Source organism: Pseudoduganella violaceinigra DSM 15887, from assembly GCF_000425385.1.
Lineage (GTDB): Bacteria > Pseudomonadota > Gammaproteobacteria > Burkholderiales > Burkholderiaceae_D > Rugamonas > Rugamonas violaceinigra.
This window is the reverse complement of sequence record NZ_AUDI01000029.1, coordinates 1-21,694: the sequence shown is the minus strand read 5'-3', so window position 1 is coordinate 21,694 and position 21,694 is coordinate 1. Positions and strand designations below refer to the sequence as shown.

The following is a 21,694-nucleotide window of genomic DNA, read 5'->3' as shown; positions in this document are numbered from 1 at the left end:
AGACCCCGCGTTACCGGTTTTAAATGCGCATCGGCATTACTACGTACTTGAAGTCTGCGTTCTCTGGAATCGAGATCAGGGCCGACGAGTTGCTGTCGCCCAGCGCGACATTCACCTGGTCGCACTTCAGGTTATTCAGCACGTCCAGCAGGTAGGTGACGTTGAAGCCGATGTCCACGCTGTCGCCGCCGTAGTCGATTTCCAGTTCTTCGACCGCTTCTTCCTGGTCGGCGTTGGTGGAGGAAATCTTCAGCGAGCCCGGGGTGATGATGCAGCGTACACCCTTGAACTTATCGCTGGTCATGATCGCGGCGCGCTGCAGGGAGCGCAGCAGCTCTTCGCGGCCGATGGTGAAGTTGTTGGTGTAGCCCTTCGGGATCACGCGGGTGTAGTCGGGGAACTTGCCCTCGACCAGCTTGGAGATCAGCTCGATGTCGGCGAACTGCAGCTTCACCTGGGAGGCGGCGATGTCCAGCGATACGGCGTCGTCCGATTCTTCCAGCAGGCGTTGCAGCTCGATGATGGTCTTGCGCGGGATGATGACTTCTTCGCGGGCGAAGTTCTGGTCGGTCTCCACCTGGCAGAAGGCCAGACGGTGGCCGTCGGTCGCCACGGCGATCACCTTGTTGCCGTCCAGGACCAGCAGCAGGCCGTTCAGGTAGTAGCGGATGTCCTGCTGCGCCATCGAGAAGTGCACCATGTTGAACAGGTGCTTCAGGGTTTTTTGCGGCAGCTGGAACGATGCGGTGAAGCTTTCGGCTTGCTGCACGGTCGGGAATTCTTCCGCGGCCAGGGTTTGCAGGGCGAAGCGCGATTTGCCGCTTTGGACGGTCAGGCGCTTGTTCAGCAGGGTCATGGTCACGTCGCCGGCTTCCGGCAGCGCGCGCAGGATGTCCAGCAGCTTACGCGCGGCGACTGTGGTGCCGGTGACGTCGGCACCCGAGCCGATGTCTGCGTTGGTGGTGATCTGGACTTCCGTGTCGGTGGAGAGGAAAGAGACGCTTTCCCCTTCTTTGCGGATGAGGATATTGGCCAGAATCGGCATAGTGTGCCGACGCTCGACAATACCGCTCACAATCTGCAGTGGCCGGAGAAGCGTGTCTCGGGTGGTTTTGACCAGTTGCATAAATATCCTCAGTTAATGGGTTGGTACGTTGGTTCTTTTGTTAACTCGACAGTATAGCAGTCTGAAACCGATAGTTCTGGGTCCGACCCTTGGGTCGGACCCCGGGTTACCGGTTTAGCCTTTCAGCGTTTGTTCGAGGACGTGCAACTCATGGTTGCACTCCGGGTTCTTGGTACGGTCCGCTGCAATCTTGCGCACGGCGTGCAGCACGGTAGTGTGGTCGCGTCCTCCGAACAGTTCGCCGATTTCCGGCAGCGATTTCTGGGTCAGCTCCTTGGCCAGGTACATGGCGATCTGGCGCGGGCGGGCGATATTGGCCGGGCGGCGCTTGGAATACATGTCCGCCACCTTGATATTGAAGAAGTCCGCCACCGTTTTCTGGATGTTTTCCACAGAAATCTGGCGGTTTTGCACAGACAGCAGGTCCTTCAGCGCCTCTTTCACGATATCGATCGAAATATCCTTACCGTGGAAGCGCGAGTACGCCAGGATCTTGCGTAGCGCGCCTTCCAGCTCGCGCACGTTGGAGCGCAAGTGCTTGGCGACGAAGAAGGCAACGTCGTCGTTCAGGGTCACGCCTTCGGACTTGGCTTTCTTGAGCAGAATCGCCACGCGCATTTCCAGTTCCGGCGGCTCGATCGCCACCGTCAGGCCGGAGTCGAAGCGCGAGATCAGGCGGTCATCCATGCCGGTGATCTCTTTCGGATAGGTGTCCGAGGTGATGATGATCTGCTTCTTGGCCGCGATCAGCGCTTCGAACGCATAGAAGAATTCTTCCTGCGTGCGGGACTTCCCGCCGAAGAATTGAATATCGTCGATCAGCAGCATATCCAGCGAGTGGTAATAGTGCTTGAAGTCGTCGAAACCCTTGCGTTGGTAAGCGGTCACTACGTCGCGAACGTACTGCTCTGCGTGGATGTAGCGGATGCGGGCGCCCGGCTGGTCGGCCATCACCTGGTTGCCGATCGCGTGGATCAAGTGGGTCTTACCCAGGCCTACGCCGCCGTAGAAGAACAGCGGGTTGTACGAAACGCCAGGGTTGTTCGCGACCTGGATCGCGGCGGCGCGCGCCAGCTGGTTGGCCTTACCGGTCACGAAGGAGTCGAAAGTCAGGTCCGGGTTGATGCGGCTGTTTTCACGGCCTTTCGGGTTCGAGTATTCGGCGGCGGCGGTCGGCGCAGCGGCGGCGGCCGGGGTTTCCGGGCGCATGTCGGTCATCGGGCCGGACACCACGGCGGGCGCGGCGGGCTTTTTCAGGGCATGGGTGCGCGGGTCCAGCACGAACTGGACGTCGATCTGGGTTTCCCAGTACTGGCAGGCCAGGGCCGTGATGCGGCTCGCGAACTGGGTCTTCACCCAATCCAGCTTGAACCGGTTTGGCGCAGCAACACGCAGCTTGTTGTCCTCGAAATCGAGGGGCACAAGCGGCTTAATCCAAGCGCTGAATTGTTGCGGCGTCAGCTCAAGTTCCAGTTGCTGGGAACAGGACTGCCAGAAATTATCCATGAATCTATCTATATGCAAAAAGTGTGGGAGGGCGTTCGAATCGCCACACGTAACGCGCTATTCTAGCCGCTAAGTCGGAAGTTATCCACAGGTTAACCAGAATTTTTGCACAACCGTGCTGAGGTTGGCTTATTCGCAACCCTGCCGGCAGGGCGGGGCCCGGTCCGCAGGGGCCGCCCCCATTCGGGGCCGCCGCAGGCAAGTGTCAGACCCTTCGGGTCGGACACTGGTTTACCGGTTTAAGTGGTTGACAGTAAACCGAAAAATCCCGATAATCCTGGGTTCCCCGCCCGTAGTCCGTGATTTTTCAGATACGACGCGCGGATTTAGCGGGCAGTGAGATTGGCGCAGTGCGCGAAATGTCATTGGCACCAACATTTTTAGGGACACCGTCCGTCCCGATTTTGTATTTTTTAGCGAGACCAACATGAAACGTACTTACCAACCTTCCGTTGTGCGTCGCAAGCGCACCCACGGCTTCCGCGCCCGTATGGCTACCCGTGGCGGCCGTCAAGTCCTGAACGCACGTCGTGCAAAAGGCCGCAAGCGTCTGGCTGTAGTTTAAGCACGCTTGTTAGCTGATCGCGTGGAAAGCTGTCCTAACAGCTCGACAGGCGAAGGCAGACACGACTTCGCTCGCGCTCGGCGCATCATAAAAACGGATGAATTTTCATCCGTTTTTAGTTTGCGCCCAACGCAGAAGAGCGCGCACTTCGTGCTCTATACCCGCCAGAACCAGCTGCCGAATGCGCGGCTGGGCATTGTCGTTGCCAAACGCTTTGCACCGCGGGCGGTAACCCGCAACACCATCAAACGCGTCACGCGCGAGCTGTTCCGTGTTACGTCCTTGCCCGCCATCGATTGCGTGGTGCGCCTGTCGCGCCCCGTCAACAGCAAGGACGGCCCGGCCACCACCGCCAAGCTGAAGGCCGAACTGCGCCAGGAGCTGGCGCGCCTCTTCGCTTCGGCCAACAAGGCCCGGCCGGCCAAATGAAAACGCTGCTCTCGCTCCTGATACGCTTCTACCAGCTGGCCATCAGGCCGCTGATGATGCCGCGTTGCCGCTTTTACCCTAGCTGCTCCACCTATGCGCTGGAAGCCCTGCGCGAGCACGGTGCGGCTAAAGGCAGTTACCTGGCCGCGCGCCGGGTATGCCGCTGCCATCCCTGGAACGCGGGCGGGGTCGACCCCGTGCCGCCCAAGCACTTCAACCACTCCTGAAGAACCGAATGGATATCAATAAACGCTCAATCCTGTGGATCGTCTTCGCCGTATCGATAGTCATGCTGTGGAATAACTGGCTGATTTCGACCGGCAAGCCGTCCATGTTTGCTCCGGCTCCTGCCAAGTCTGTGGCTTCGGCATCCGCGACCGCTTCCGGCACGCCTGCCGCTGTCGCCGCTGCCGCCGCGACCCCTGGCGCCACCGCCGTCGCCGAACCGATCAAGACCGAAGTGGTGACCATCACCACCGACGTGATGCGCGTCGATATCGACACCCTGGGCGGCACCGTCAAGCGCCTGGAACTGCTGAAGCACAAGGGCAGCGGCGATCCTGGCTGGTTCAACGGCTGCTGGGGCCTGTTTGAGTTCTGCAAACCGAAGGGCGGCCACTCCGCCGAAGTGCTGTTCCGCCAGGAAGGCAAGTACACCTACCTGGGCGAAACCGGCCTGGTCGGCGCGCCCGGCCTGCCTAACCACCAGACCGCATTCGTCGCCAAGCCTGGCGCGCGCATGCTGAACGACGCCGACAAGGTGCAACTGGTACTGGAAGCGGAGCAGGGCGGCGTCAAGCTGACCAAGACCTTCACCTTCAAGAAGGGCGACTACGTGGTGGGCGTGCAGCACGCCGTCACCAACACCAGCGCCGCGCCGATGGCGCCGCAGCTGTACCTGCAGCTGAAGCATGACGGCACGCCGCCGGAAGGTTCGGGCTTCATGAACCCGGCGTTCATCGCCCCGACCATGTTCACGGCCGAGACCCAGTACAAGAAGTACGAGTTCAAGAAGATCGAGAAGGATGCGGAATGGATGAAGGACAATCCAGGCAAGCCGTCTCCGGCCGAGCACGTGAAATCCGCCAACAACGGCTGGGTAGCGATCTCGCAGCACTTCTTCGTATCCGCCTTCGTACCGCAGGATAAGCTGGAACGCGAAGTCTTCACCAAGAAGGAAGGCGACAACCTGTACTCCATCGGCGTCGTGCAGCCGCTGGGCACCCTGGCGCCTGGCGCAACCGTGACCAACAATGCGCGCCTGTATTCCGGCCCGCAGGACACCGAAACCCTGAAGAGCGTCACCGAAGGCCTGGACCTGGTGAAAGACTACGGCTGGCTGGCGATTGTTGCGCGTCCAATGTGGGGCGCGATGGCTGCGATCCACTCCGTGATCGGCAACTGGGGCTGGACCATCATCGCCTTCACCATCGCGATCAAGCTGCTGTTCTTCCCGCTGTCGGCCGCTTCCTTCCGCTCGATGGCGAAGATGAAGACCGTGACGCCGAAGATGACCGAGATCCGCGAGCGCTACAAAGGCGACCCGCAGAAGATGAACCAGGCCATGATGGAGCTGTACAAGACCGAGAAGATCAATCCTCTCGGCGGCTGCCTGCCGATCTTCGTGCAGATGCCGGTGTTCATCGCCCTGTACTGGGTGCTGAACGCGTCGGTTGAAATGCGCGGCGCTCCATGGGCGCTGTGGATCACCGACCTGACCCAGCACGACCCATGGGCGATCCTGCCGGTGCTGTACGCGATCTCGATGTACGTCACCACCCGTCTGAACCCGCAGCCTGCCGACCCGGTGCAAGCGAAGATGATGATGTTCATGCCGATCGCATTCTCGGTCATGTTCTTCTTCTTCCCATCCGGCCTGGTGCTGTACTGGGTGGTCAACAACCTGCTGTCGATTGCGCAGCAGTGGGTGATCACCAAAAAACTTGAGGTTGGCACCGCCAAGTAACTAAAGAAGCCCGCGCCAGTCGCGGGCTTTTTTTTGAAACCGGTAGCCGGCGAGCAGAAGGGGTCTGACCCAGCGGGTCTGACCCCGGTTTACCGGTTTTAAAGAACAAAATCAGCAAATGAACCTAGACACCTCCCCCATCGCAGCAATTGCCACCGCGCCCGGCCGCGGCGGCATCGGCGTCGTCCGCGCATCCGGCAAGAACCTGCGGGCGCTGGCCAAAGCCCTGTTCAAGGACGCGGACCTGAAGCCCCGCCACGCCACCTACATCCCCTTCACCCAAGCGGATGGCACCATCATCGACCAGGGCATCGCAATCTACTTCAAAGGCCCGCACTCCTACACCGGCGAAGACGTGATCGAACTGCAAGGCCACGGCGGCCCGATCGTCCTGCAGATGCTGCTGCAGCGCGTGCTGGAAGCCGGCGCCGAGCAAGGCCTGCGCCTGGCCGAACCGGGCGAATTCACCCGCCGCGCCTACCTGAACGACAAGCTGGACCTGGCCCAGGCCGAAGCCGTGGCCGACCTGATCGACGCCTCCACCGAAGCCGCCGCCAGATCCGCCAGCGCCTCCCTGAGCGGCGCCTTCTCGCAAACCATCCACGCCCTGGTGGAGCGCGTCACCCACCTGCGCATGCTGGTGGAGGCCACGCTCGACTTCCCGGAAGAAGAAATCGACTTCCTGGAAAAGTCCGACGCGCGCGGCCAGTTGAAAGGCATTGTCGAAGCCCTCGACCACGTGTTCAAGCAAGCCTCGCAAGGCGCGCTGCTGCGCGAAGGGTTGAACGTGGTGCTGGTCGGCCAGCCGAACGTCGGTAAGTCCTCACTATTGAACGCGCTGGCCGGCGCCGAAGTGGCCATCGTCACCCCGATCGCCGGCACCACGCGCGACAAGGTGAGCGAAACCATCCAGATCGAAGGCATCCCGCTCAACATCATTGACACCGCCGGCATCCGCGGCCACGATGAAACGGTGGACGTGGTGGAGCGCATCGGCATCGAGCGCACTTGGGGCGAAGTGGGCAAGGCCGACGTCATCCTGCACCTGCTGGACGCCGACCATGGCCCCACCCGCGCCGACGAAGGCATCGTCGCGAACTTCCCGCAAGGCGTGCCGGTGCTGCGCATCTGGAACAAGATCGACCTGTCCGGCCACAAGCCCTCGGTCGACGAGATGCCGGACGCCACCCACATCTACCTGTCCGCCAACGAGAAGACCGGCATCGACCTGCTGCGCGCCGAACTGCTGCGCATCGCGGGCTGGCAGCAGACCGGCGAATCGCTCTACCTGGCGCGCGAACGCCACCTGATCGCACTGCGCAACGCGGCCAGACACCTCGACTACGCCGGTCAGCACGCCGCCCAGACCGATCAGTCGCTGGACCTGTTCGCGGAAGAGCTGCGCCTGGCGCAAGTGCAGCTCTCCACCATCACCGGCGAATTCTCGTCGGACGACCTGCTGGGCGTGATCTTCTCCCGCTTCTGTATCGGTAAATAACTATTTGTCCCCCGCGGGGTCAGGAACAAGTGTGGACATTCCGTTCCGAAAAGAAGGGAATGTCCACTTCGCTTCCTGACCCCACGGGGGACAAAAGTTGCAATTTGCTTGACTTGTTATTTTGGTATTTGGCAAAATACAAAACATGGATAAGGTATTCAAAGCACTTGCCGACCCTTCCCGCCGCCGCATCCTGCAGATGCTGCGCGAGCGGGAGATGACTGCCGGCGAAATCGCGGAGCGTTTCGAGCTCTCCAAGCCAACGCTGTCGGGTCACTTCGCGGTCTTGCGCGAGGCAGGCCTGGTCATGGCCGAGAAGAACAAGACGACGATTACCTACCGATTGAATATGTCCGTCCTCGAGGAGGCCTTGCTCGGCTTCGCGGACACTTTTGAAATTGGTCGGCAAGCGAAGGCGAAGAAGCATGCTTAAGCGAGCTGCGAGAACCGTCGCGACCTTGCTCCTGATGGTGATGCTCGTGGCGGCCTTACGCGTGCTCGCCGATATCCCGCTCGCCAAGCCGCTCGCCATCCATTTCGATGCGAGCGGCAATCCCGACGGCTGGGCGCCTGCCTGGCTTGCGCTGTCGGTCATGCCGGCGATGGCGTTCGGACTCCTGCTCCTGTTCGCGCTGCTGCCGAAAATCGACCCGCTTGGCGGGAACCTGCTGCGCTCCTGGCACGCGACCCAGACCATCATGCTGGCGGTGCTCGGCCTGCTGGCCGCGATCCAGCTGATGGTCGCGGCACAGGCGCTGTCGGCGCCGGTTCCAGTGGCGCCGGTTGTCATGACCGTGGTGGGTCTGCTATTCGTCGTGAACGGCAATGTGATGGGCAAGCTGCGCTGGAATTACTCCATCGGTATCCGCACGCCGTGGACATTGGCCAATGAGCGCGTATGGGACAAGACCCATCGCTTTGCCTGACGGTGGCCGGCGCGTTCATCGCCGCCAGCGCATGGTGGCATTCGATGCGCGGCCATGAGGCGGCCATCATCATCGTCGGCACCGCATTCGCGACCGGGTTGCCGATCCTGCGTTCGTACCATTTGTGGAGGGAGCAGTGCACATGCAAAAAAGATTGATCGCCGGCGGCTTTGCGGCGGGTTTTCCGGGCGTCTTTGCTATCGCTTTCCTGTTCCTGCCGCCGCTGCTGGCCGGGAAGCCCTTGCCCATGCCCATGTGGGCGGTGCAAATGATCGCCGCGCTCCAGAGCAGCATCCTGTTGGCGATTGCGGTCGCTGTCGGCGCCTGCCTCGCGCCGAAGGTCGGTTTGCGTGCGCCGCTGCTTTCGGCCTTGGTCTCGCGCGCTTCGCCGTGGCAGGCGCTGAAGCCTGCGCTGCTTCCGGGCGTGGCTGGCGGCTTGTTCGGCGCAGTGTCGATCTGGCTGCTCAGCCAGGCGGCGCCGCCGCAGTTGCAGGTGAAGACGCCGGTGCCTTTGATTGCACGTGTGCTGTATGGCGGTATCACCGAAGAGCTGCTGCTGCGATGGGGTTTCATGACACTTGTCGCGTGGATCCTGTGGCGCCTGTTGCAGAAGCGCGCGCTTACGCCGCCCCCCGCAGTGATCGTGGCCAGCATCTTCCTGTCGGCGCTGCTCTTCGGCGCCGGCCACCTGCCGGCCGCGGCCGCGCTGACGGGGCATCTCTCCAGCGGCATCGTCGCATACGTCATGATCGGCAATGCCGCATTCGGCATCGTTGCCGGCTACCTGTATTGGAAAGCCGGGCTGGAAGCGGCGATCATCGCGCATGTCACCACACATCTCGTCTTGTATTTTGCGATCTCGTAGTCAAGGAACTAAGTCCTATCGCGACAGTGCTTCTCATTGAATTAATTTTGTTTCTTTTGGTACGTTGGCGCACGTTGCGTTCCCCATGCCGCTGATTTAATCCTGCTATTATTTTGTTGAGGCAGGTCATGCTCCTGTCGCGGCAATGCAGTAACCTTGAATCCAGGGCTTGTCTGTAAAGGGGAATATCGTGGAGACGCAAGAGGACATTCCACCCGCTGAAATTGCCGCTGCGGCCCAGCGCCCAAGCGGCGTGCGCCAGTCGCTGCCACCCAAAGGCTCTTGCTGGTATTGTGAAAAACCCCTCGATGCAGTGCGCCGCTTCTGCGGCAAGGAGTGTGCTGATTCCTTCGACGAAGAAGCGGAATACAGCCGCTGATCAGATTTCCATCTCCAGCGCGTCAAGCGCCGTCTCGAAGTCGAATGCATGCGTCGCCGCCGCCACCAGTTGGAAGGTCGGCACACCCAGCGCCGCCGCCAACACCGGCGCCGATTTCTCCACCAGGTCGATGGCCGCGCCGTCACCTTCACGCAGTAATCTCACCAGTTCTTCGATCAGTGCGTGCAGCTGCGCCGGGTCGAGCGCGGGCGCCTCGCCGGGTGCGACATTGTCGCCATGATCACGCAAGAGATTGTCGATGCTGGCGCAGGTTTCGTGCAGCACGGTGTCGAGTTGCGCCAGCAATGCGCCGCAGTCGGCGCCTGCGGCAATCGCGTTTTCCACCAATACCGATTGGTCGTGCACCAGTTGTGCGCCGATCAGGCCGGCCGAGCCTTTCAGGGAGTGGGCGATCAGTTGCGCCCGGGCCTCGAGTTGTGCCGACAGCAGTGCGGCAATGCGGGGGCAGGCATCGCGATAATCCTGCAGGAAGCGGCGCAGGATCTGCAAGTACAGCGAACGTTCGCCCATCAGGCGATCCAGTCCCTCCTCGACGTCGAGGCGCTGGCGTATCGCTGCGCTGGAATTAGAAGTGCTCATCAGGACAGAATTTAGCATTCCGTCCTGATGTGGGCTAGTGGCAGGGCACTATTTCGTCGTAAATGACCAGTTTTTGGTCACGGCCATACCGTCGACCGTGCCGGAGAAGCTCACTTCATAGGTGGTCTTCGGGCTCAGCGGCAGCAGCGGAATAATGGCCGCTTCATGCGGCGAGGTATGCGCGTCGTTGCTGCTGGTTAGCAGGCGCGTTGCCATCATGGCGCCATTGCGCGGGTGAATAGTGAAGCTTGACACCGTGATATTGCCGGTAATATCCGAGTGAACGCTGACCGGGTAGCCTACCTCGTTCTGGCTCGGCACCGGGTCGGGGGACTCGGTGTCGCTGAAGAAGTTGGTCGGCAGGTCCGTCTGGAGGTCGTACGGATAGGCGACAATCTTGCCGCGACCCAGGCCGGCGCCGAGGCCGTTGGAGGCCGCGAGATCCGCGGTGAAGTAGGTACGGCCACTGCTGAAGGCAGAACCCGTGCCCATCTCCTTGAACATCGGCTCAAAGACCACGAAGCGGTGGTAGATCGCGGTGATCAGTTCTTCGGCGTGGTAGAAGCCCGAGGTATCGCCGGCTGCCGAAATCACTTCGCCGTAAGCGTACGGAAGGGTCAGCGTGTAATTCGCGTTTGCCAGGCGGTCCGACACCGTAATGCCGGTGAAGCCGGGATTGCCCGGGGTCTGGTCGTGCGTGACGGTGTTGTTCAGGCTCAGGTAGTTCGAATGACCGAATGCCGCGAAATCAATGTTCGTATTGCGCGTCAGCTTCGAGAGACCAAGGCTGGCGCGGCGGTAGTTGAACCAGTTGAAGCCGTCGGTGGCGGTATTGCCGGTGGCGACGGGCGCACCCGAACCGCTTGGCGGTGTGGTCGGCGGCGCGGTCGGCGGAATGGTCGTCGGCGGCGTGGTGGTTGGCGGGTTGTTGGTCGCCGGAGGATTGCTTGATCCGCTGCCACCGCCACCGCAGGCAGTCAGCAGGGCGGCGATGAGCAAGGTCGGTATATGGCGGTGCATGGTATTAAACGTGTACATGGTGGGCTCCTTCATGCCGCGATTCTATGCCAATTTCCCATGAGATGCGTTTCTTTTATCAAATGCCGGGCCATGTAAAATAGGCGTTCCATTCTGACCATGATTGCCTTAACTTGAATACTCAACGTCAACAGCGACTCCAGCGTGCCAAATTTGCATTACCCAGTTCGGTGACGTTGTTGTCGATCGCCTGCGGTTTTGCCAGCATCGTGATCTCTGTCGATAACGCCTTCTATGGACTGGCGCAGGATTACCGCTTGGCCGCCTTCCTGCTGGTGCTGGCCGGGATCTTCGATGCCCTGGACGGCTTTGTGGCGCGCGCCACCGGTACCAGTTCCGATTTCGGCGTGCAGCTCGATTCGATCGCCGATGTGATGAACTTCGGCTGCGCCCCGGCCGTGCTGCTGTACTGCTATGGCTTCGTGCAAATGGGACCGGCCGATCCTACCCTGCTGCGGGTGGGCGGGATTGCGGCGTTCTTCTTTGTCGCCTGCGGCGCGCTGCGCCTGGCGCGCTTCAATGTGAACGTGGGCCGCACGGACCCGAAATACTTTGTCGGCATGCCGATTACGGCCGGCGCGGCCTGCGTGGCTTCCGTGGTGGTGGCGTGGCCGGATGTGCCGAATACGCGCATGGAGGGCTACTACGTTGTGGCGCTGCTGTTTGTGGTCGGCAGCTTCATGGTGTCGACCATCCGCTTCCCGAGTTCGAAACAGAAAAAGAGCGCTGCGGCGCTGGTGGGACTGGCGGTGAATCTGGGCCTGCTGGTGTGGCTGCGGGCGTATTACTTCGTACTGTTCTTCGTGGTGTATATCGCCTTTACCGTGGCCTTAAACCTGGCCTGGCGCAGCGGCTGGACCGGCATCGCCCCGCCGCAGACGTATCCGGACGAGTGATCCAACCCGTGGCCGCCGCCGACCAGTGTCTGACCCTGCGGGTCTGACACTGATTTACCGGTTTCAAGCCACCTCATGCCCGCGCGCCGCGCGCAAAATTTCAAACCACTGCGGTCGGCCAAGCTGAAACTGCGTCGCCTCGACCGCCACCTGGATCGACTCGATGCGCCCGGAACCGGTCATCGGCACCGGCCTGCACGGCAGCTGCATAATCCAGGCAAGCACCACGCTGGCGAACGGTCGATTCAGCTCGTCCGCCACTTCCTTGATCTTCAGGCGCAGGCGTTCGCCCTGCTCGTCGCCCGCGGTAAACAGGCGGCCGCCGCCCAGCGGCGACCAGATCATCGGCTGGACGCCGAGATCCTGCAGCCCGTCAAACGTCTCGTCGAACATCGGATCGAGGTGCAGCGGTGAGAACTCCACCTGGTTGGTCACCAGAGGAACGCGCTTGTTGAGCGTCTCGAACTGGTGGCGCGAGAAGTTCGATACCCCGAATTCCTTCACTTTCCCGTCCGTCCGCAAGCGCTGGAATGCCGCCGCCACTTCGTCGAAATCCATCAGGGGATCCGGGCGGTGGATCAGCAGCAGATCCAGGTAATCCGTGCGCAGCTCCTTCAGCGAATTTTCGACCGACGCCGCGATATGCGCGGCGCTGGTGTCGTAATGCTGGAGAGTGTGCGCCGGGCGCTGGCCGGCAACCAGCTTGATGCCGCACTTGCTGACGATCTGGATCTGCCCGCGCAGCGATGGCTTCAGGGCCAGCGCTTCGCCGAAGAGTCCCTCCACCCCGTAGCCGCCGTAGATGTCGGCATGGTCGAACGAGGTCACGCCCAGCGCGATGCACTGTTCGATGAACGCCAGGCGCTGCTGCGGTGTCATGTCCCATTCGGTCATGCGCCACATGCCCGCCACGACGCGGGAAAGACCCAGCTGCGCCATTATTTGAGCCACAGGCGCACGGAATCCCATGCGCGGCCGAAGATCGATGCCTGGTCGACGGCTTGCAGCGCTACGACCGGCAGTTCGAGCAGCGGTTTGCCGTCCACCATCATCTTCAGGGTGCCGACCTTGGTGTTGGCGGCGATCGGGGCCACCAGCGGGTCCTTGCGCTCCAGCACAGGCTTCATCTTGGCTGCCACGCCTTTCGGCACGGTGACCAGCACGTCGTCGGTGAAGCCGATCTTCAGGTTCGATTGCGAGCCTTTCCAGATTTCGGGGCTATCGATGGCCTGGCCCTTGGAGTAGAGCTTGACGGTGTCAAAATTCTGAAAGCCCCAGTTCAGCAGCTTCTGGCTTTCGGCGGTACGGGTGCCGTCCGAGTTGGTGCCCATCACGACGGAGATCAGGCGGCGTTCCAGGTTGCCGGCCGGGCGTTTGGCCGACGCCACCATGCAGAAGCCGGCGGATTCGGTATGGCCGGTCTTCATGCCGTCCACGGTCGGGTCGAGCCACAGCAGGCGGTTGCGGTTCTGCTGGGTGATCTTGTTGTAGGTGAAGCTCTTCACCGAGTCGATCTTGTAGAACTCGGGGTAATCCTGGATCACGTGGCGTGCCAGCACGGACAGGTCGCGCGCGGTGGTGTAGTTCTCAGGCGATGGCAGGCCGTGCGGATTGGCGAAGTGGGAATTGGCCATGCCCATGCGCTGCGCTTCGCGGTTCATCAGGATGACGAAGGCCGCTTCGTCGCCGGCCACGGCTTCCGCCAGCGCCACGGCGGCGTCGTTGCCCGATTGGACCATCAGGCCGTGCAGCAGGTCGTTGATCGAGACCGGGGTGGCCGGGTCGATGAACATCTTCGACGAGCTGGAGTCGACTTTCCATGCCTTCACCGAGACATTCACCTTCTGGTCCAGGGTCAGCTTTTTGTCGCGCAGCGCCTGGAAGGACAGGTAGGCGGTCATGATCTTGGTCAGGGAGGCCGGCTCCACACGGGCATCCGGATCCTGGGCGGCAATCACCTGGCCGCTGGTGGAGTCCAGCAGCAGCCAGGATTTGGCGGCGATGTTCGGCGGCGGCAGGGTCTGCGCCACTGCGGAAGTCATGAGCAATACACTGGTCGCCAGTGCAGCGATGATTTTTTTCATTGTTGCGTCAATCTGTAGGGGTTGCAAAAGTCTTTATTGGTCCTTCTTGCCCCACAAGGCGATCACCCAGTTCTTGATGTGACCGAGCTTGCGGTGGAAGAAGTGGTCGGCGCCGGGGATCACGATCACAGGAATGTCCTGCGGCCGCGCATAATCCAGCACGTCGATCAGCGGAATGGTTTCGTCATTCTCGCCGTGGATCAGGATGGTGTCGGCCGGTACGTCGGCGATCTGCCATTTGGCGGCGGCGGTACCGACCAGCACCAGGCGTTCGGCCGGGGTGCCGGCGGCGGCCAGGCGCTGCGCCAGGTGCGACTGCACGAAGGTGCCGAAGGAAAAGCCCGACAGCGATACCGGCAGGCCGGGGAAGCGTTGCACCATGTGCTGGTACAGGATCATCATGTCGTCGGTCTCGCCGTGGCCGTGGTCATGCACGCCTTCGGATGCGCCGACGCCGCGGAAGTTGATGCGCGCAGCCACGTAGCCCAGGTTCACGAAGGTGCGCGCCAGCGTCTGCGCCACTTTGTTTTCCATGGTGCCGCCGTACAGCGGGTGCGGGTGGGCCACCAGGGCGATGCCTTGGGGCGCGCCGGCCGGCATGTCGAGCAGGCCTTCCATCAGGCCGGCGCCGCCCTGCAGCGTAAACTTCTCGGAAGTCTTGTTCATCATTTGATTTTGAGCCGCTCTACTTCTTTACCGTTGACCAGGTGGCTGTCGACGATTTCGTCGATGTCGCTGTTGTCGACGTAGGTGTACCAGGTGCCTTCAGGGTAGACCACCATCACCGGGCCGAGTTCGCAGCGGTCCAGGCAGCCGGCCGAATTGATGCGCACCTTGCCTTCGCCGTTGATGTTCAATTCCTTGCAGCGCTTCTTGGCATGCTTTTGTGCCGCTTCGGCGCCGTGCGGGCCGCAGCTTTCGCGGCCGTCGTCGCGCTGGTTGGTGCAAAAGAAAACGTGATGCTTGAAGTACTGGTGTTCGCTCATCTGAAGCCTCTTATTCAATGCAGGCGCTTATTTTACCGGGGTTTCCCGGGTTTCTTTGTTCAGCTTGTGCGATGGCAGGCAGAGGTACCAGAGGGCAGCCAATGGCCATGCCAGCGACAGAAACTGGGCCGCGCCGTAAAAATTCAGGAATTTCCCCAAGGCCCAGTTCTGCAGCGTTTCGCTGAAGTAGGGGTTGGTCGGGGTCGTGTTGACAATCAATAGGCTGAGCAGCAGCGTCGCCACCGCCAGCCGGCGTTGCGCCACCTGGGGCGCGAAAATCAGGCCGCCCAGCATGATGGCGCCGATCAGGAAGCCGCCCTGGGCGCCCGGCGTGATCCAGGCAAAGGCGTCGTCCGGCCCCAGTTGCAGGGCGGTCGACAGGGTTTTCACCAGCACGGCGCCGGCCACCAGCAGAGCCACCAGCGGCGCGCGCGGGGCCGGCTTGCGCAGGATGCACAGCAGCGTCAGGGCCGCGCCCACCATGCCGCAGGCGGTGACGATGGTTTCGGACAGCCAGTACTGCTCCACCGTCAGCGTCACGTCGGGACGGATCATGGCGGCCAGGTCGATCTCCATGTCCAGCAGGTCGCTCAGCCATTCCGACAGGATGGGCAGCAGCTGGCCCAGGCCGAACAGGAAACCCTGCGGGTAGATCTGGGTCAGCGGCCAGAGCGCCACCAGCACCAGGCCCTGGCTGGCGTGCTGGGCGAACCAGCGCTGGCGCAGCTTGTAGACGGCGCTGGTGTCCATCAGCTTGCGCGCAGTCAGTGCGCCGGCCAGGGCGCCGATCACCGAGCCGGCGGTGTTGGTGTAGAAGTCGAGGTTGGACGAAACCCGGGTCGGCAGGTAGGTTTGCACCGCTTCCATCGTGCCGGAAACCAGGGTGCCGGCGATGCTGGCCAGCAGGAAGGCCCAGAAGCCGGTGACCTTGGGCCGCATGGCGTACACCAGCAGCATGCCGAAGGGGATGTAGCCGATCACGTTGATGCCGGCGTCGAAGCCGGTCCAGTAGCGCGGCAGCGACGTCCATTCCAGGAAGATCAGCGGCGACAGGCCCTGGTTCTGCCAGCCGGAAAACGGGAACCAGCTGGCATAGACGATCAGCATCGTATACGCCAGCAGGGTCGCGCGCGCCACGGGCGAGCCGGTACGCACCGGCGGCAGGGGAGCCGGTTCCGGTGCTGGCGTTGGGGCGGGCGCGTCTTCCTTCATCGCTTAATTCGGCAGGCCCGCCAGCCAGGCCAGGATGTCGGCGGCGATGCCGTCGGTGCTTTCGGCCAGGGCGCTGGCGCCGCCCGCGGCATCGGCGCTTGGTGCACGCGCGCTGCGGGTGAAAGTGCGCTGGTCGACCAGCTTATGGTTGCGGAACACGGAGGCGCGCAGGGTGATGCTGGCGCTGCTCTGCGCGGCGCTGTCGAAGTTCTGCGAAAACTCGTCGGCTTCGAGGCGCAGCAGGGGCAGGCCGCCGGCCGAGTCGGTGGTCGAGACCACCTTCACGCCCGCTTGCGCGATGCGCGCCTTCACGCGCTGCGACATCAGCTGCAGCGGCGTCGCCGACCAGGTGTTGTAGGCATACGGGCGCGATTGGCGCGCGTCGGCGTACATCAGGCGGTAGAACATGCGCTGGGAGTCGAGCGAGGCGGGGCCGCTGACATCCGCCAAGACGATGGCCGGCATGCCGGCGGACGAACCGCCGCTGCTCCCGGCCAGTGCGGCCGCCGGCAGCGGCGCGCCCATCGGGCCGAAGTCGTATGCGATCGGTTGCGGGCTCTTGCTGGCGCAGCCGGCCAGGGCGACTGCGGTCACGGCGCTCAGGAGAATCTTCTTCATCGCTTGGTCCTTATTTGCCAGAAGGGTCGAAGCCCGGTTCACCCGGACCTGGCGGCGTGCCGGGCGCGCCGAACAGGATGCTTTGCGGCCGGTCGCTCAGGTTGTTCATGGTGCGGCGGATGGCGCGCATAGAGGATTTGGTTTCATCCGCCAGCCCGGTCACGCCGGGCAGCGTCTCCAGCTCAACCCCGTTAGCCACCGCTTCGACGGAGGTGGCGGCGCGGTCCACCGAGGCCGAGATGCGCTGCACGGCGCCGTCCTGTCCCTGCAGGGCGCGCGCGACCTTGCTGGCCTCGCTGGCCAGGGTGTCGACCGAGCGCATGGCCTGGTCGCCGTGTTCCATCAGCGCGGGAATCTTCTGTACCGCGGGATCGAGCTTGGCCGCCAGGTCCTTATACGACTGGGCCGCTTCGCTCACGTCGCTGAACGCGCCCAGCATGGTCTTCTGGTTGTCGGCGCTGAGCAGGGTGTTCAGCTTTTTGGTGACCTCCTCGGCCTGGCCCAGGATGGCCGTACCGCGCTTTTCCAGCTGGTCGAACAGGCCCGGTTGCAGGGGGATGCGGCTTGGATTGTTCTTGCTGGTTTCCAGCGCCGGCGAACCGGTGGCCTCGTCGTCCAGCTGGATATAGGCGATGCCGGTCACGCCCTGGTAGCCCAGCGTGGCGTAGGTGGTTTTGGTGATCGGCGAGGCCGGGTCGATGCTCAGGTGGATCAGGATCTGCCCCGCCAGCGTCGGATCGAAATCGATGTCGTCCACCTTGCCCACTTCCAGGCCGCGGTAGCGCACCGCCGCCTGCGGATTCAGCCCCGGGACCGACTGGGTGGTCGCGATCAAGTAGGGGTCGTATTTCACCCGGTCGCGGTTGAACCAGATGCCGAACAGAATCGCCGCAATCAGCAGCGTGATCGTGAACAGGCCTGTCATCAAAGCGTGCGATCTGTTTTCCATGCCTTGCTCCTTACTCCAGGGCTTCGAGTGCGCGTTTGCCGCGGTCGCCCAGGAAGAATTCCTTGATAAACGGGTGGTCGGTCTTGATCACCTCGCGCGTCGGCCCGATCGCCAACACATGTTTTTCCGCCAGCACCGCAATGCGGGTGGACAGCGCAAACAGCGAGTCCAGGTCGTGCGTCACCATCACCACGGTGAGGCCCAGCTCGCGGTGCAGGGACTTGATCAGCGAGACGAAGCTCTCCGACAGGTCCGGATCCAGGCCGGCTGTCGGCTCGTCCAGGAACAGCAGCTTCGGTTCCAGGGCCAGGGCGCGGGCCAGGGCCACACGCTTGATCATGCCGCCCGACAGGTCGCTTGGCATCTTGTTCGCGTGCTCCGGCCCCAGGCCGACCATATTCATTTTCAGCAGCACCGCGTCGCGAATCAATTGCTGTGGCAGCGTGCCCAGCTCCATCATCGGTTGCGCGATATTTTCGAACACCGTCAGCGCCGAATATAGGGCGCCCTGCTGGAACAGCATGCCCCAGTGGTTGCGCAGCTCCTGCAGGTGGCCGGACGAGGCCTGCGTGATGTCTTCGCCGAAGATGCGCACGCAACCTTTGGTCGGACGCTCCAGGCCCAGCATCTGGCGCAGCAGGACGGTCTTGCCGGTGCCCGAGCCGCCCACGATCGACAGGATTTCGCCCTGTTCGATCGACAGGTTCAAATCGTTGTGGATCACCGTGCGGCCGAATTTGGTCTGCAGGTTGGTGATCTCCACTACCGGCACGCTGCCATCCAGCGTCAGCTTGCCCTCGCCTTCGGGGCAGCTGCGGCTTTCCTCCGACTGTTCGGGCAGGTCGTTCATCAGTAGCCCACTCCGTTGAAGACGATCGCAAACACCGCGTTCGCCAGGATCACCACCGTAATCGCCGTCACCACCGAGGTCGTCGTGCCATGGCCCAGGCTTTCCGTATTCGGTTTGATGCGCAGGCCGAAGTGGCAGGACACCATGGCGATCAGCATGCCGAACACCGCTCCCTTGAACAGACCAATGTAATAGTTCGCAATCGGCACCACTTGCGGCAGCTTCATGATGAAATAGCGCACCGACAGGTTCAATTCCACCTTGGCTGCGATCATGCCGCCGATTAAGGCGGCGGCGTCAGTCCAGATCACCAGCAGGGGCATCGAGATCGCCAGCGCGATCACCTTCGGCAGGATCAGGCGGTAGCCGTGCGAAATCCCCATCACCAGCATCGCATCCAGTTCTTCCGTCACCCGCATCACGCCCAGTTGCGCCGTGATCGCGGATCCGGAACGCCCCGCCACAAGAATGGCCGCCATCAATGGACCCAGTTCGCGCACGATCGACATGCCGAGCAGGTTGACCAGGTAAATGTCGCCGCCGAAGTTGCGCAGCTGCTGCGCCGACAGGTAGGACAGCACCACGCCGATCAGGAATCCCACCAGGGCCGTGATGCCCAGCGCCTGAAAGCCGGCGTGGAATATATTCGCCGAAATCTCGCGCCAGGGGCCGCGCCGCGGGTTCGAAACGAAGCGTCCCGCATCCTGCACCACGGAGCCGATCAGCCGCACGAAGCCGCCCATATGCTCCATGAAGTGCATGATGCCGAAGCCCAGCGAAGTCACCCAGCCAAAGCGCTCCTTGCGCGAACGCGGGATTTCCAGCTTGCCGGCGGCCTCGATGCGCCTGAAGATTTCCTCCTGGCCGTCGGCCAGTTTCAGCCGGGCGGGGCGCTGGTAGTCCCAGGCGCTCCATAGCAGCTGCGCGCCGACGTGGTCGAGCATCTCGATGCTGCCCAAGTTCCATTCGACCGCATGAATATCTTTTACATGGTCAAGGCAGGCCGAAATGGCCTTCATTACCCGTATGCTTGCGAGTGCATGGACTTGCCAGGTTCCCCCGGCTGATACCGTGCGCCCGTCTGGGCTGATAGATAACGTTGGCTCTTGAGCAATAGGCATAACGCCAGTGTAAAAGAGATTCGCCCATAGCGCCACCCGGCGCACTGTAGCCCGGCCCTGGGTTTGGGCTGGGAATCAGTGTTTTCAGGCCGCCAGGTGCCGCGCTTGCCGCGCCGGCGCCGCCGACACGGGCGCCGCAGCCTTCTGCTTCACCCCATGCCCATCGCGCGCCAGCAGTTCTGCGGCCGCCGCCTGATCCATTCCAGTGACTGCCAGCCACTTTCCAACCATGACCGCCAAGCGGTCCAGTGCAATGCGGTGTGTCGCATCGGTGTTGGCATACAGCCAGTCGGAGAACGCCATGAAAGACGCGAACGGCGTTGCGCCCAGAAGCACCGGAACGGTATGGGTGAAGCGCCCCGAGTTGGCAACCAGGTCCCAATAACGGGCAAAACGGACCAGCCTTTGCATGGTGGGGAAGTCGATATCGCGGTTGGCCAGGATGGTGTAAGGCGGGTAGGGGTCGTACACCATGCCGAATTCCTGGGTATGGCGGATGATCGGCGTTCCGCGCAGCCGTTTCAGGATCCCGAACTGGATTTCGTGCGGTCCGAGCGCCCAAAGTTTGTCAAAGCCCTCGGCAAAACTGTCCACCGTTTCGCCCGGCAGGCCCGCGATCAAATCCACGTGCATATGCACGCTGGAATGCTCGCACAGCCAGCGGATATTGTCGGCGGCCTTGGCGTTGTCCTGCTTGCGCGAGATATTGGCCTGCACCACGGGGTTAAAGCTCTGGATGCCGATTTCGAACTGCAGCGTCCCCGCCGGGAATTGGGCGATGCCTTCTTTGAGGGCATCGGGCAGGTGGTCCGGCACCAGCTCAAAGTGCGCATAGACCGGGTCTTCCGGCGCGGCGGCCAGCTTATCGAGGAAGAACTGCATGATCTTCAGGCTGGTCTTGATATTCAGGTTGAATGTGCGGTCCACGAACTTGAAGGTGCGCGCGCCGCGGGCGTGCAAACCCTCCATCTCTGCCAGGAAGGCATCGATATTGAAGGGCCAGGCCGTCTTGTCGAGTGCGGATAGGCAGAACTCGCACTTGAACGGGCAGCCGCGCGAAGCCTCTACATAGAGGGTGCGATGGGCGAGATCCTCATCCGAGTAGAGGGAGTAGGGGAGCTTGATCTCGGCCATCGGCGGCTGGACGCCGGCATGCACCTTCATCAAGGGCTTGGGGCCGTTCAGGATTTCGCCGCACAATTTAGGGAAAGTCACGTCGCCCCAGCCGGTGACCACGTAGTCGGCCAGACGCGCGATTTCCTGCTCGCCGGTTTCATAAGAGACTTCCGGTCCGCCGAGAACGATCACCAGATGCGGCGCTACCCGTTTCAGCGTCGCCACCAGGCGGCAGGTTTCTTCAACGTTCCATATATATACACCGAAGCCGACGATCTTCGGCTGTGCCGCAAGGATGCGTTCCACCATCTCGGTCGTCTTCGCACCAATCACGAATTCCTGGATGCGCGTCTGCGCTTGCAGCTCGCCCATATTGGCAAGCAGGTAGCGCAGTCCCAGCGAAGCGTGGGTGTAGCGGGCGTTGAGCGTGGAGAGAAGGATGGTCATGGCGGGTGCGGTAATACGGTATTACGAAACCATGCATTTTACCCTTGCGCGGTCGGCGGCGGTCGGCTATAGTTCTGTCCCTCGCAACGCGGCACTGTTAAAACAGTAAGCGAAGCGAGAAAGAAGAAGGGGTTGACGAGTTGCACGCTGTACCGCATAATCTCGCTCCTCTGCTGCTGACGAACACAACGCTTCGTCAAACAAACAAGGCAGCAATCTTTAAAAATCAACAGTCGATAAGTGTGGGCGTTTGACGATATGCCCGGACCTTCGGGTCCGATGCTCAAAATATACGTTATAACGCTCGCACAAAATATATTAAACGTAATCTCGTAAGAGATTCGTCAGTATTTTGAGTGAGTGACCTCCGGTAGCAATACCGGAAAAACAGAGATTAAACTGAAGAGTTTGATCCTGGCTCAGATTGAACGCTGGCGGCATGCTTTACACATGCAAGTCGAACGGCAGCGCGGGGGCAACCCTGGCGGCGAGTGGCGAACGGGTGAGTAATATATCG

25 protein-coding genes and 1 rRNA gene are annotated in these 21,694 nt (G+C 61.9%); 12 read left to right on the top strand and 14 right to left on the bottom strand.

Annotated elements, in window-relative coordinates:
* Positions 1 to 19: 19 nt before the first annotated feature.
* Both dnaN and dnaA read right to left on the bottom strand, forming a co-directional pair.
* Positions 20 to 1,126, bottom strand: a complete 1,107-nt coding sequence (gene dnaN / locus H597_RS0115985) for a DNA polymerase III subunit beta (RefSeq protein WP_028103029.1) — start codon at positions 1,124 to 1,126, stop codon at positions 20 to 22.
* Positions 1,127 to 1,240: 114 nt separating this feature from the next.
* Entirely contained in the window at positions 1,241 to 2,632 is a 1,392-nt protein-coding gene (gene dnaA, locus H597_RS0115980; RefSeq protein WP_028103028.1) for a chromosomal replication initiator protein DnaA, read from the bottom strand.
* Positions 2,633 to 3,059: 427 nt separating this feature from the next.
* Here dnaA and rpmH point away from each other — a divergent pair, with 427 nt between their 5' ends.
* The 10 genes from rpmH (at position 3,060) to H597_RS35490 (ending at position 9,260) form a co-directional block, all read left to right on the top strand.
* Positions 3,060 to 3,197: a 50S ribosomal protein L34 gene (rpmH, locus tag H597_RS34165; protein WP_078035393.1), complete on the top strand. Its 138-nt coding sequence runs from the start codon at positions 3,060 to 3,062 to the stop codon at positions 3,195 to 3,197.
* Positions 3,198 to 3,218: 21 nt separating this feature from the next.
* On the top strand, positions 3,219 to 3,626 hold the full coding sequence (gene rnpA, locus H597_RS0115975) for a ribonuclease P protein component (protein ID WP_083941128.1): 408 nt from the start codon (positions 3,219 to 3,221) through the stop codon (positions 3,624 to 3,626).
* Complete coding sequence (gene yidD, locus H597_RS0115970) at positions 3,623 to 3,853, top strand: membrane protein insertion efficiency factor YidD (RefSeq protein ID WP_028103026.1); 231 nt, start codon at positions 3,623 to 3,625, stop codon at positions 3,851 to 3,853. The genes rnpA and yidD overlap by 4 nt, the downstream gene beginning before the upstream one ends.
* 8 nt (positions 3,854 to 3,861) lie before the next feature.
* Positions 3,862 to 5,592: a membrane protein insertase YidC gene (yidC, locus tag H597_RS0115965; protein ID WP_028103025.1), complete on the top strand. Its 1,731-nt coding sequence runs from the start codon at positions 3,862 to 3,864 to the stop codon at positions 5,590 to 5,592.
* Between the two features lie 118 nt (positions 5,593 to 5,710).
* Entirely contained in the window at positions 5,711 to 7,090 is a 1,380-nt protein-coding gene (mnmE, locus tag H597_RS0115960) for a tRNA uridine-5-carboxymethylaminomethyl(34) synthesis GTPase MnmE (RefSeq protein WP_028103024.1), read from the top strand.
* 145 nt (positions 7,091 to 7,235) lie between these two features.
* A complete protein-coding gene (locus H597_RS0115955; RefSeq protein WP_028103023.1) occupies positions 7,236 to 7,523 on the top strand; it encodes an autorepressor SdpR family transcription factor in 288 nt (95 codons plus the stop codon).
* Positions 7,516 to 8,016, top strand: coding sequence for an SdpI family protein (locus H597_RS0115950; RefSeq protein ID WP_083941127.1), 501 nt, complete (start codon positions 7,516 to 7,518; stop codon positions 8,014 to 8,016). Before H597_RS0115955 ends, H597_RS0115950 begins: the two co-directional genes overlap by 8 nt.
* Positions 7,989 to 8,174 carry a hypothetical protein gene (locus tag H597_RS34885; protein WP_154668136.1) on the top strand — a complete coding sequence of 62 codons (186 nt, stop codon included), beginning with the start codon at positions 7,989 to 7,991 and terminating at the stop codon, positions 8,172 to 8,174. Before H597_RS0115950 ends, H597_RS34885 begins: the two co-directional genes overlap by 28 nt.
* The gene (locus H597_RS0115940) at positions 8,159 to 8,881 is read left to right on the top strand and encodes a CPBP family glutamic-type intramembrane protease (protein WP_028103021.1); all 723 of its coding nucleotides are present in this window, start codon (positions 8,159 to 8,161) and stop codon (positions 8,879 to 8,881) included. The genes H597_RS34885 and H597_RS0115940 overlap by 16 nt, the downstream gene beginning before the upstream one ends.
* Positions 8,882 to 9,071: 190 nt before the next feature.
* Positions 9,072 to 9,260 carry a hypothetical protein gene (locus tag H597_RS35490; protein ID WP_154668135.1) on the top strand — a complete coding sequence of 63 codons (189 nt, stop codon included), beginning with the start codon at positions 9,072 to 9,074 and terminating at the stop codon, positions 9,258 to 9,260.
* On the opposite strand, the gene H597_RS0115935 is transcribed toward H597_RS35490, so the two are convergent.
* On the bottom strand, positions 9,261 to 9,860 hold the full coding sequence (locus H597_RS0115935) for an Hpt domain-containing protein (RefSeq protein WP_161630618.1): 600 nt from the start codon (positions 9,858 to 9,860) through the stop codon (positions 9,261 to 9,263).
* Between the two features lie 48 nt (positions 9,861 to 9,908).
* Positions 9,909 to 10,898 carry a CAP domain-containing protein gene (locus H597_RS0115930; protein WP_051293848.1) on the bottom strand — a complete coding sequence of 330 codons (990 nt, stop codon included), beginning with the start codon at positions 10,896 to 10,898 and terminating at the stop codon, positions 9,909 to 9,911.
* A 113-nt stretch (positions 10,899 to 11,011) separates the two neighbouring features.
* On the opposite strand from H597_RS0115930, the gene pssA reads away from it, so the two are divergent.
* Complete coding sequence (pssA, locus tag H597_RS0115925; protein ID WP_028103018.1) at positions 11,012 to 11,794, top strand: CDP-diacylglycerol--serine O-phosphatidyltransferase; 783 nt, start codon at positions 11,012 to 11,014, stop codon at positions 11,792 to 11,794.
* Between the two features lie 63 nt (positions 11,795 to 11,857).
* Here the strand turns inward: pssA and H597_RS0115920 are convergent, their stop codons facing one another.
* The 10 genes from H597_RS0115920 to H597_RS0115870 all read right to left on the bottom strand — a co-directional run bounded on the left by H597_RS0115920 (position 11,858) and on the right by H597_RS0115870 (position 21,177).
* Positions 11,858 to 12,733 carry an aldo/keto reductase gene (locus H597_RS0115920; protein WP_229632187.1) on the bottom strand — a complete coding sequence of 292 codons (876 nt, stop codon included), beginning with the start codon at positions 12,731 to 12,733 and terminating at the stop codon, positions 11,858 to 11,860.
* The gene (locus tag H597_RS0115915; protein WP_028103016.1) at positions 12,733 to 13,878 is read right to left on the bottom strand and encodes a D-alanyl-D-alanine carboxypeptidase family protein; all 1,146 of its coding nucleotides are present in this window, start codon (positions 13,876 to 13,878) and stop codon (positions 12,733 to 12,735) included. Before H597_RS0115915 ends, H597_RS0115920 begins: the two co-directional genes overlap by 1 nt.
* A 33-nt stretch (positions 13,879 to 13,911) precedes the next feature.
* Positions 13,912 to 14,544, bottom strand: a complete 633-nt coding sequence (locus H597_RS31185) for an alpha/beta hydrolase (protein ID WP_035374445.1) — start codon at positions 14,542 to 14,544, stop codon at positions 13,912 to 13,914.
* Positions 14,544 to 14,864: a (2Fe-2S) ferredoxin domain-containing protein gene (locus H597_RS0115900; protein WP_028103014.1), complete on the bottom strand. Its 321-nt coding sequence runs from the start codon at positions 14,862 to 14,864 to the stop codon at positions 14,544 to 14,546. Before H597_RS0115900 ends, H597_RS31185 begins: the two co-directional genes overlap by 1 nt.
* Before the next feature lie 27 nt (positions 14,865 to 14,891).
* Positions 14,892 to 16,076 (bottom strand): VanZ family protein, encoded by a 1,185-nt coding sequence (locus H597_RS0115895; RefSeq protein ID WP_028103013.1) that lies wholly within the window; start codon positions 16,074 to 16,076, stop codon positions 14,892 to 14,894.
* A gap of 3 nt (positions 16,077 to 16,079) precedes the next feature.
* On the bottom strand, positions 16,080 to 16,694 hold the full coding sequence (locus H597_RS0115890; RefSeq protein ID WP_028103012.1) for an ABC-type transport auxiliary lipoprotein family protein: 615 nt from the start codon (positions 16,692 to 16,694) through the stop codon (positions 16,080 to 16,082).
* A 10-nt stretch (positions 16,695 to 16,704) separates the two neighbouring features.
* Positions 16,705 to 17,643 carry an MlaD family protein gene (locus tag H597_RS0115885; RefSeq protein ID WP_028103011.1) on the bottom strand — a complete coding sequence of 313 codons (939 nt, stop codon included), beginning with the start codon at positions 17,641 to 17,643 and terminating at the stop codon, positions 16,705 to 16,707.
* Positions 17,644 to 17,653: 10 nt separating this feature from the next.
* Entirely contained in the window at positions 17,654 to 18,493 is an 840-nt protein-coding gene (locus H597_RS0115880) for an ABC transporter ATP-binding protein (protein ID WP_028103010.1), read from the bottom strand.
* Entirely contained in the window at positions 18,493 to 19,614 is a 1,122-nt protein-coding gene (locus H597_RS0115875; protein WP_028103009.1) for an MlaE family ABC transporter permease, read from the bottom strand. Before H597_RS0115875 ends, H597_RS0115880 begins: the two co-directional genes overlap by 1 nt.
* 84 nt (positions 19,615 to 19,698) lie before the next feature.
* Positions 19,699 to 21,177 (bottom strand): B12-binding domain-containing radical SAM protein, encoded by a 1,479-nt coding sequence (locus H597_RS0115870; RefSeq protein ID WP_028103008.1) that lies wholly within the window; start codon positions 21,175 to 21,177, stop codon positions 19,699 to 19,701.
* Between the two features lie 396 nt (positions 21,178 to 21,573).
* Here H597_RS0115870 and H597_RS31180 point away from each other — a divergent pair.
* Positions 21,574 to 21,694 (top strand): 16S ribosomal RNA (locus H597_RS31180); the annotation flags it as partial.

Excerpts from the sequence above, each read along its gene's own strand:
- dnaN (WP_028103029.1), bottom strand. The coding sequence starts at position 1,126 with ATGCAACTGGTCAAAACCACCCGAGACACGCTTCTCCGGCCACTGCAG.
- dnaA (WP_028103028.1), bottom strand. The coding sequence starts at position 2,632 with ATGGATAATTTCTGGCAGTCCTGTTCCCAGCAACTGGAACTTGAGCTG.
- rpmH (WP_078035393.1), top strand. The coding sequence starts at position 3,060 with ATGAAACGTACTTACCAACCTTCCGTTGTGCGTCGCAAGCGCACCCAC.
- yidD (WP_028103026.1), top strand. The coding sequence starts at position 3,623 with ATGAAAACGCTGCTCTCGCTCCTGATACGCTTCTACCAGCTGGCCATC.
- yidC (WP_028103025.1), top strand. The coding sequence starts at position 3,862 with ATGGATATCAATAAACGCTCAATCCTGTGGATCGTCTTCGCCGTATCG.
- mnmE (WP_028103024.1), top strand. The coding sequence starts at position 5,711 with ATGAACCTAGACACCTCCCCCATCGCAGCAATTGCCACCGCGCCCGGC.
- H597_RS0115955 (WP_028103023.1), top strand. The coding sequence starts at position 7,236 with ATGGATAAGGTATTCAAAGCACTTGCCGACCCTTCCCGCCGCCGCATC.
- H597_RS0115950 (WP_083941127.1), top strand. The coding sequence starts at position 7,516 with ATGCTTAAGCGAGCTGCGAGAACCGTCGCGACCTTGCTCCTGATGGTG.
- H597_RS34885 (WP_154668136.1), top strand. The coding sequence starts at position 7,989 with ATGGGACAAGACCCATCGCTTTGCCTGACGGTGGCCGGCGCGTTCATC.
- H597_RS0115940 (WP_028103021.1), top strand. The coding sequence starts at position 8,159 with ATGCAAAAAAGATTGATCGCCGGCGGCTTTGCGGCGGGTTTTCCGGGC.
- H597_RS0115935 (WP_161630618.1), bottom strand. The coding sequence starts at position 9,860 with ATGAGCACTTCTAATTCCAGCGCAGCGATACGCCAGCGCCTCGACGTC.
- H597_RS0115930 (WP_051293848.1), bottom strand. The coding sequence starts at position 10,898 with ATGTACACGTTTAATACCATGCACCGCCATATACCGACCTTGCTCATC.
- H597_RS0115920 (WP_229632187.1), bottom strand. The coding sequence starts at position 12,733 with ATGGCGCAGCTGGGTCTTTCCCGCGTCGTGGCGGGCATGTGGCGCATG.
- H597_RS0115915 (WP_028103016.1), bottom strand. The coding sequence starts at position 13,878 with ATGAAAAAAATCATCGCTGCACTGGCGACCAGTGTATTGCTCATGACT.
- H597_RS31185 (WP_035374445.1), bottom strand. The coding sequence starts at position 14,544 with ATGAACAAGACTTCCGAGAAGTTTACGCTGCAGGGCGGCGCCGGCCTG.
- H597_RS0115900 (WP_028103014.1), bottom strand. The coding sequence starts at position 14,864 with ATGAGCGAACACCAGTACTTCAAGCATCACGTTTTCTTTTGCACCAAC.
- H597_RS0115895 (WP_028103013.1), bottom strand. The coding sequence starts at position 16,076 with ATGAAGGAAGACGCGCCCGCCCCAACGCCAGCACCGGAACCGGCTCCC.
- H597_RS0115890 (WP_028103012.1), bottom strand. The coding sequence starts at position 16,694 with ATGAAGAAGATTCTCCTGAGCGCCGTGACCGCAGTCGCCCTGGCCGGC.
- H597_RS0115885 (WP_028103011.1), bottom strand. The coding sequence starts at position 17,643 with ATGGAAAACAGATCGCACGCTTTGATGACAGGCCTGTTCACGATCACG.
- H597_RS0115880 (WP_028103010.1), bottom strand. The coding sequence starts at position 18,493 with ATGAACGACCTGCCCGAACAGTCGGAGGAAAGCCGCAGCTGCCCCGAA.
- H597_RS0115875 (WP_028103009.1), bottom strand. The coding sequence starts at position 19,614 with ATGCCTATTGCTCAAGAGCCAACGTTATCTATCAGCCCAGACGGGCGC.
- H597_RS0115870 (WP_028103008.1), bottom strand. The coding sequence starts at position 21,177 with ATGACCATCCTTCTCTCCACGCTCAACGCCCGCTACACCCACGCTTCG.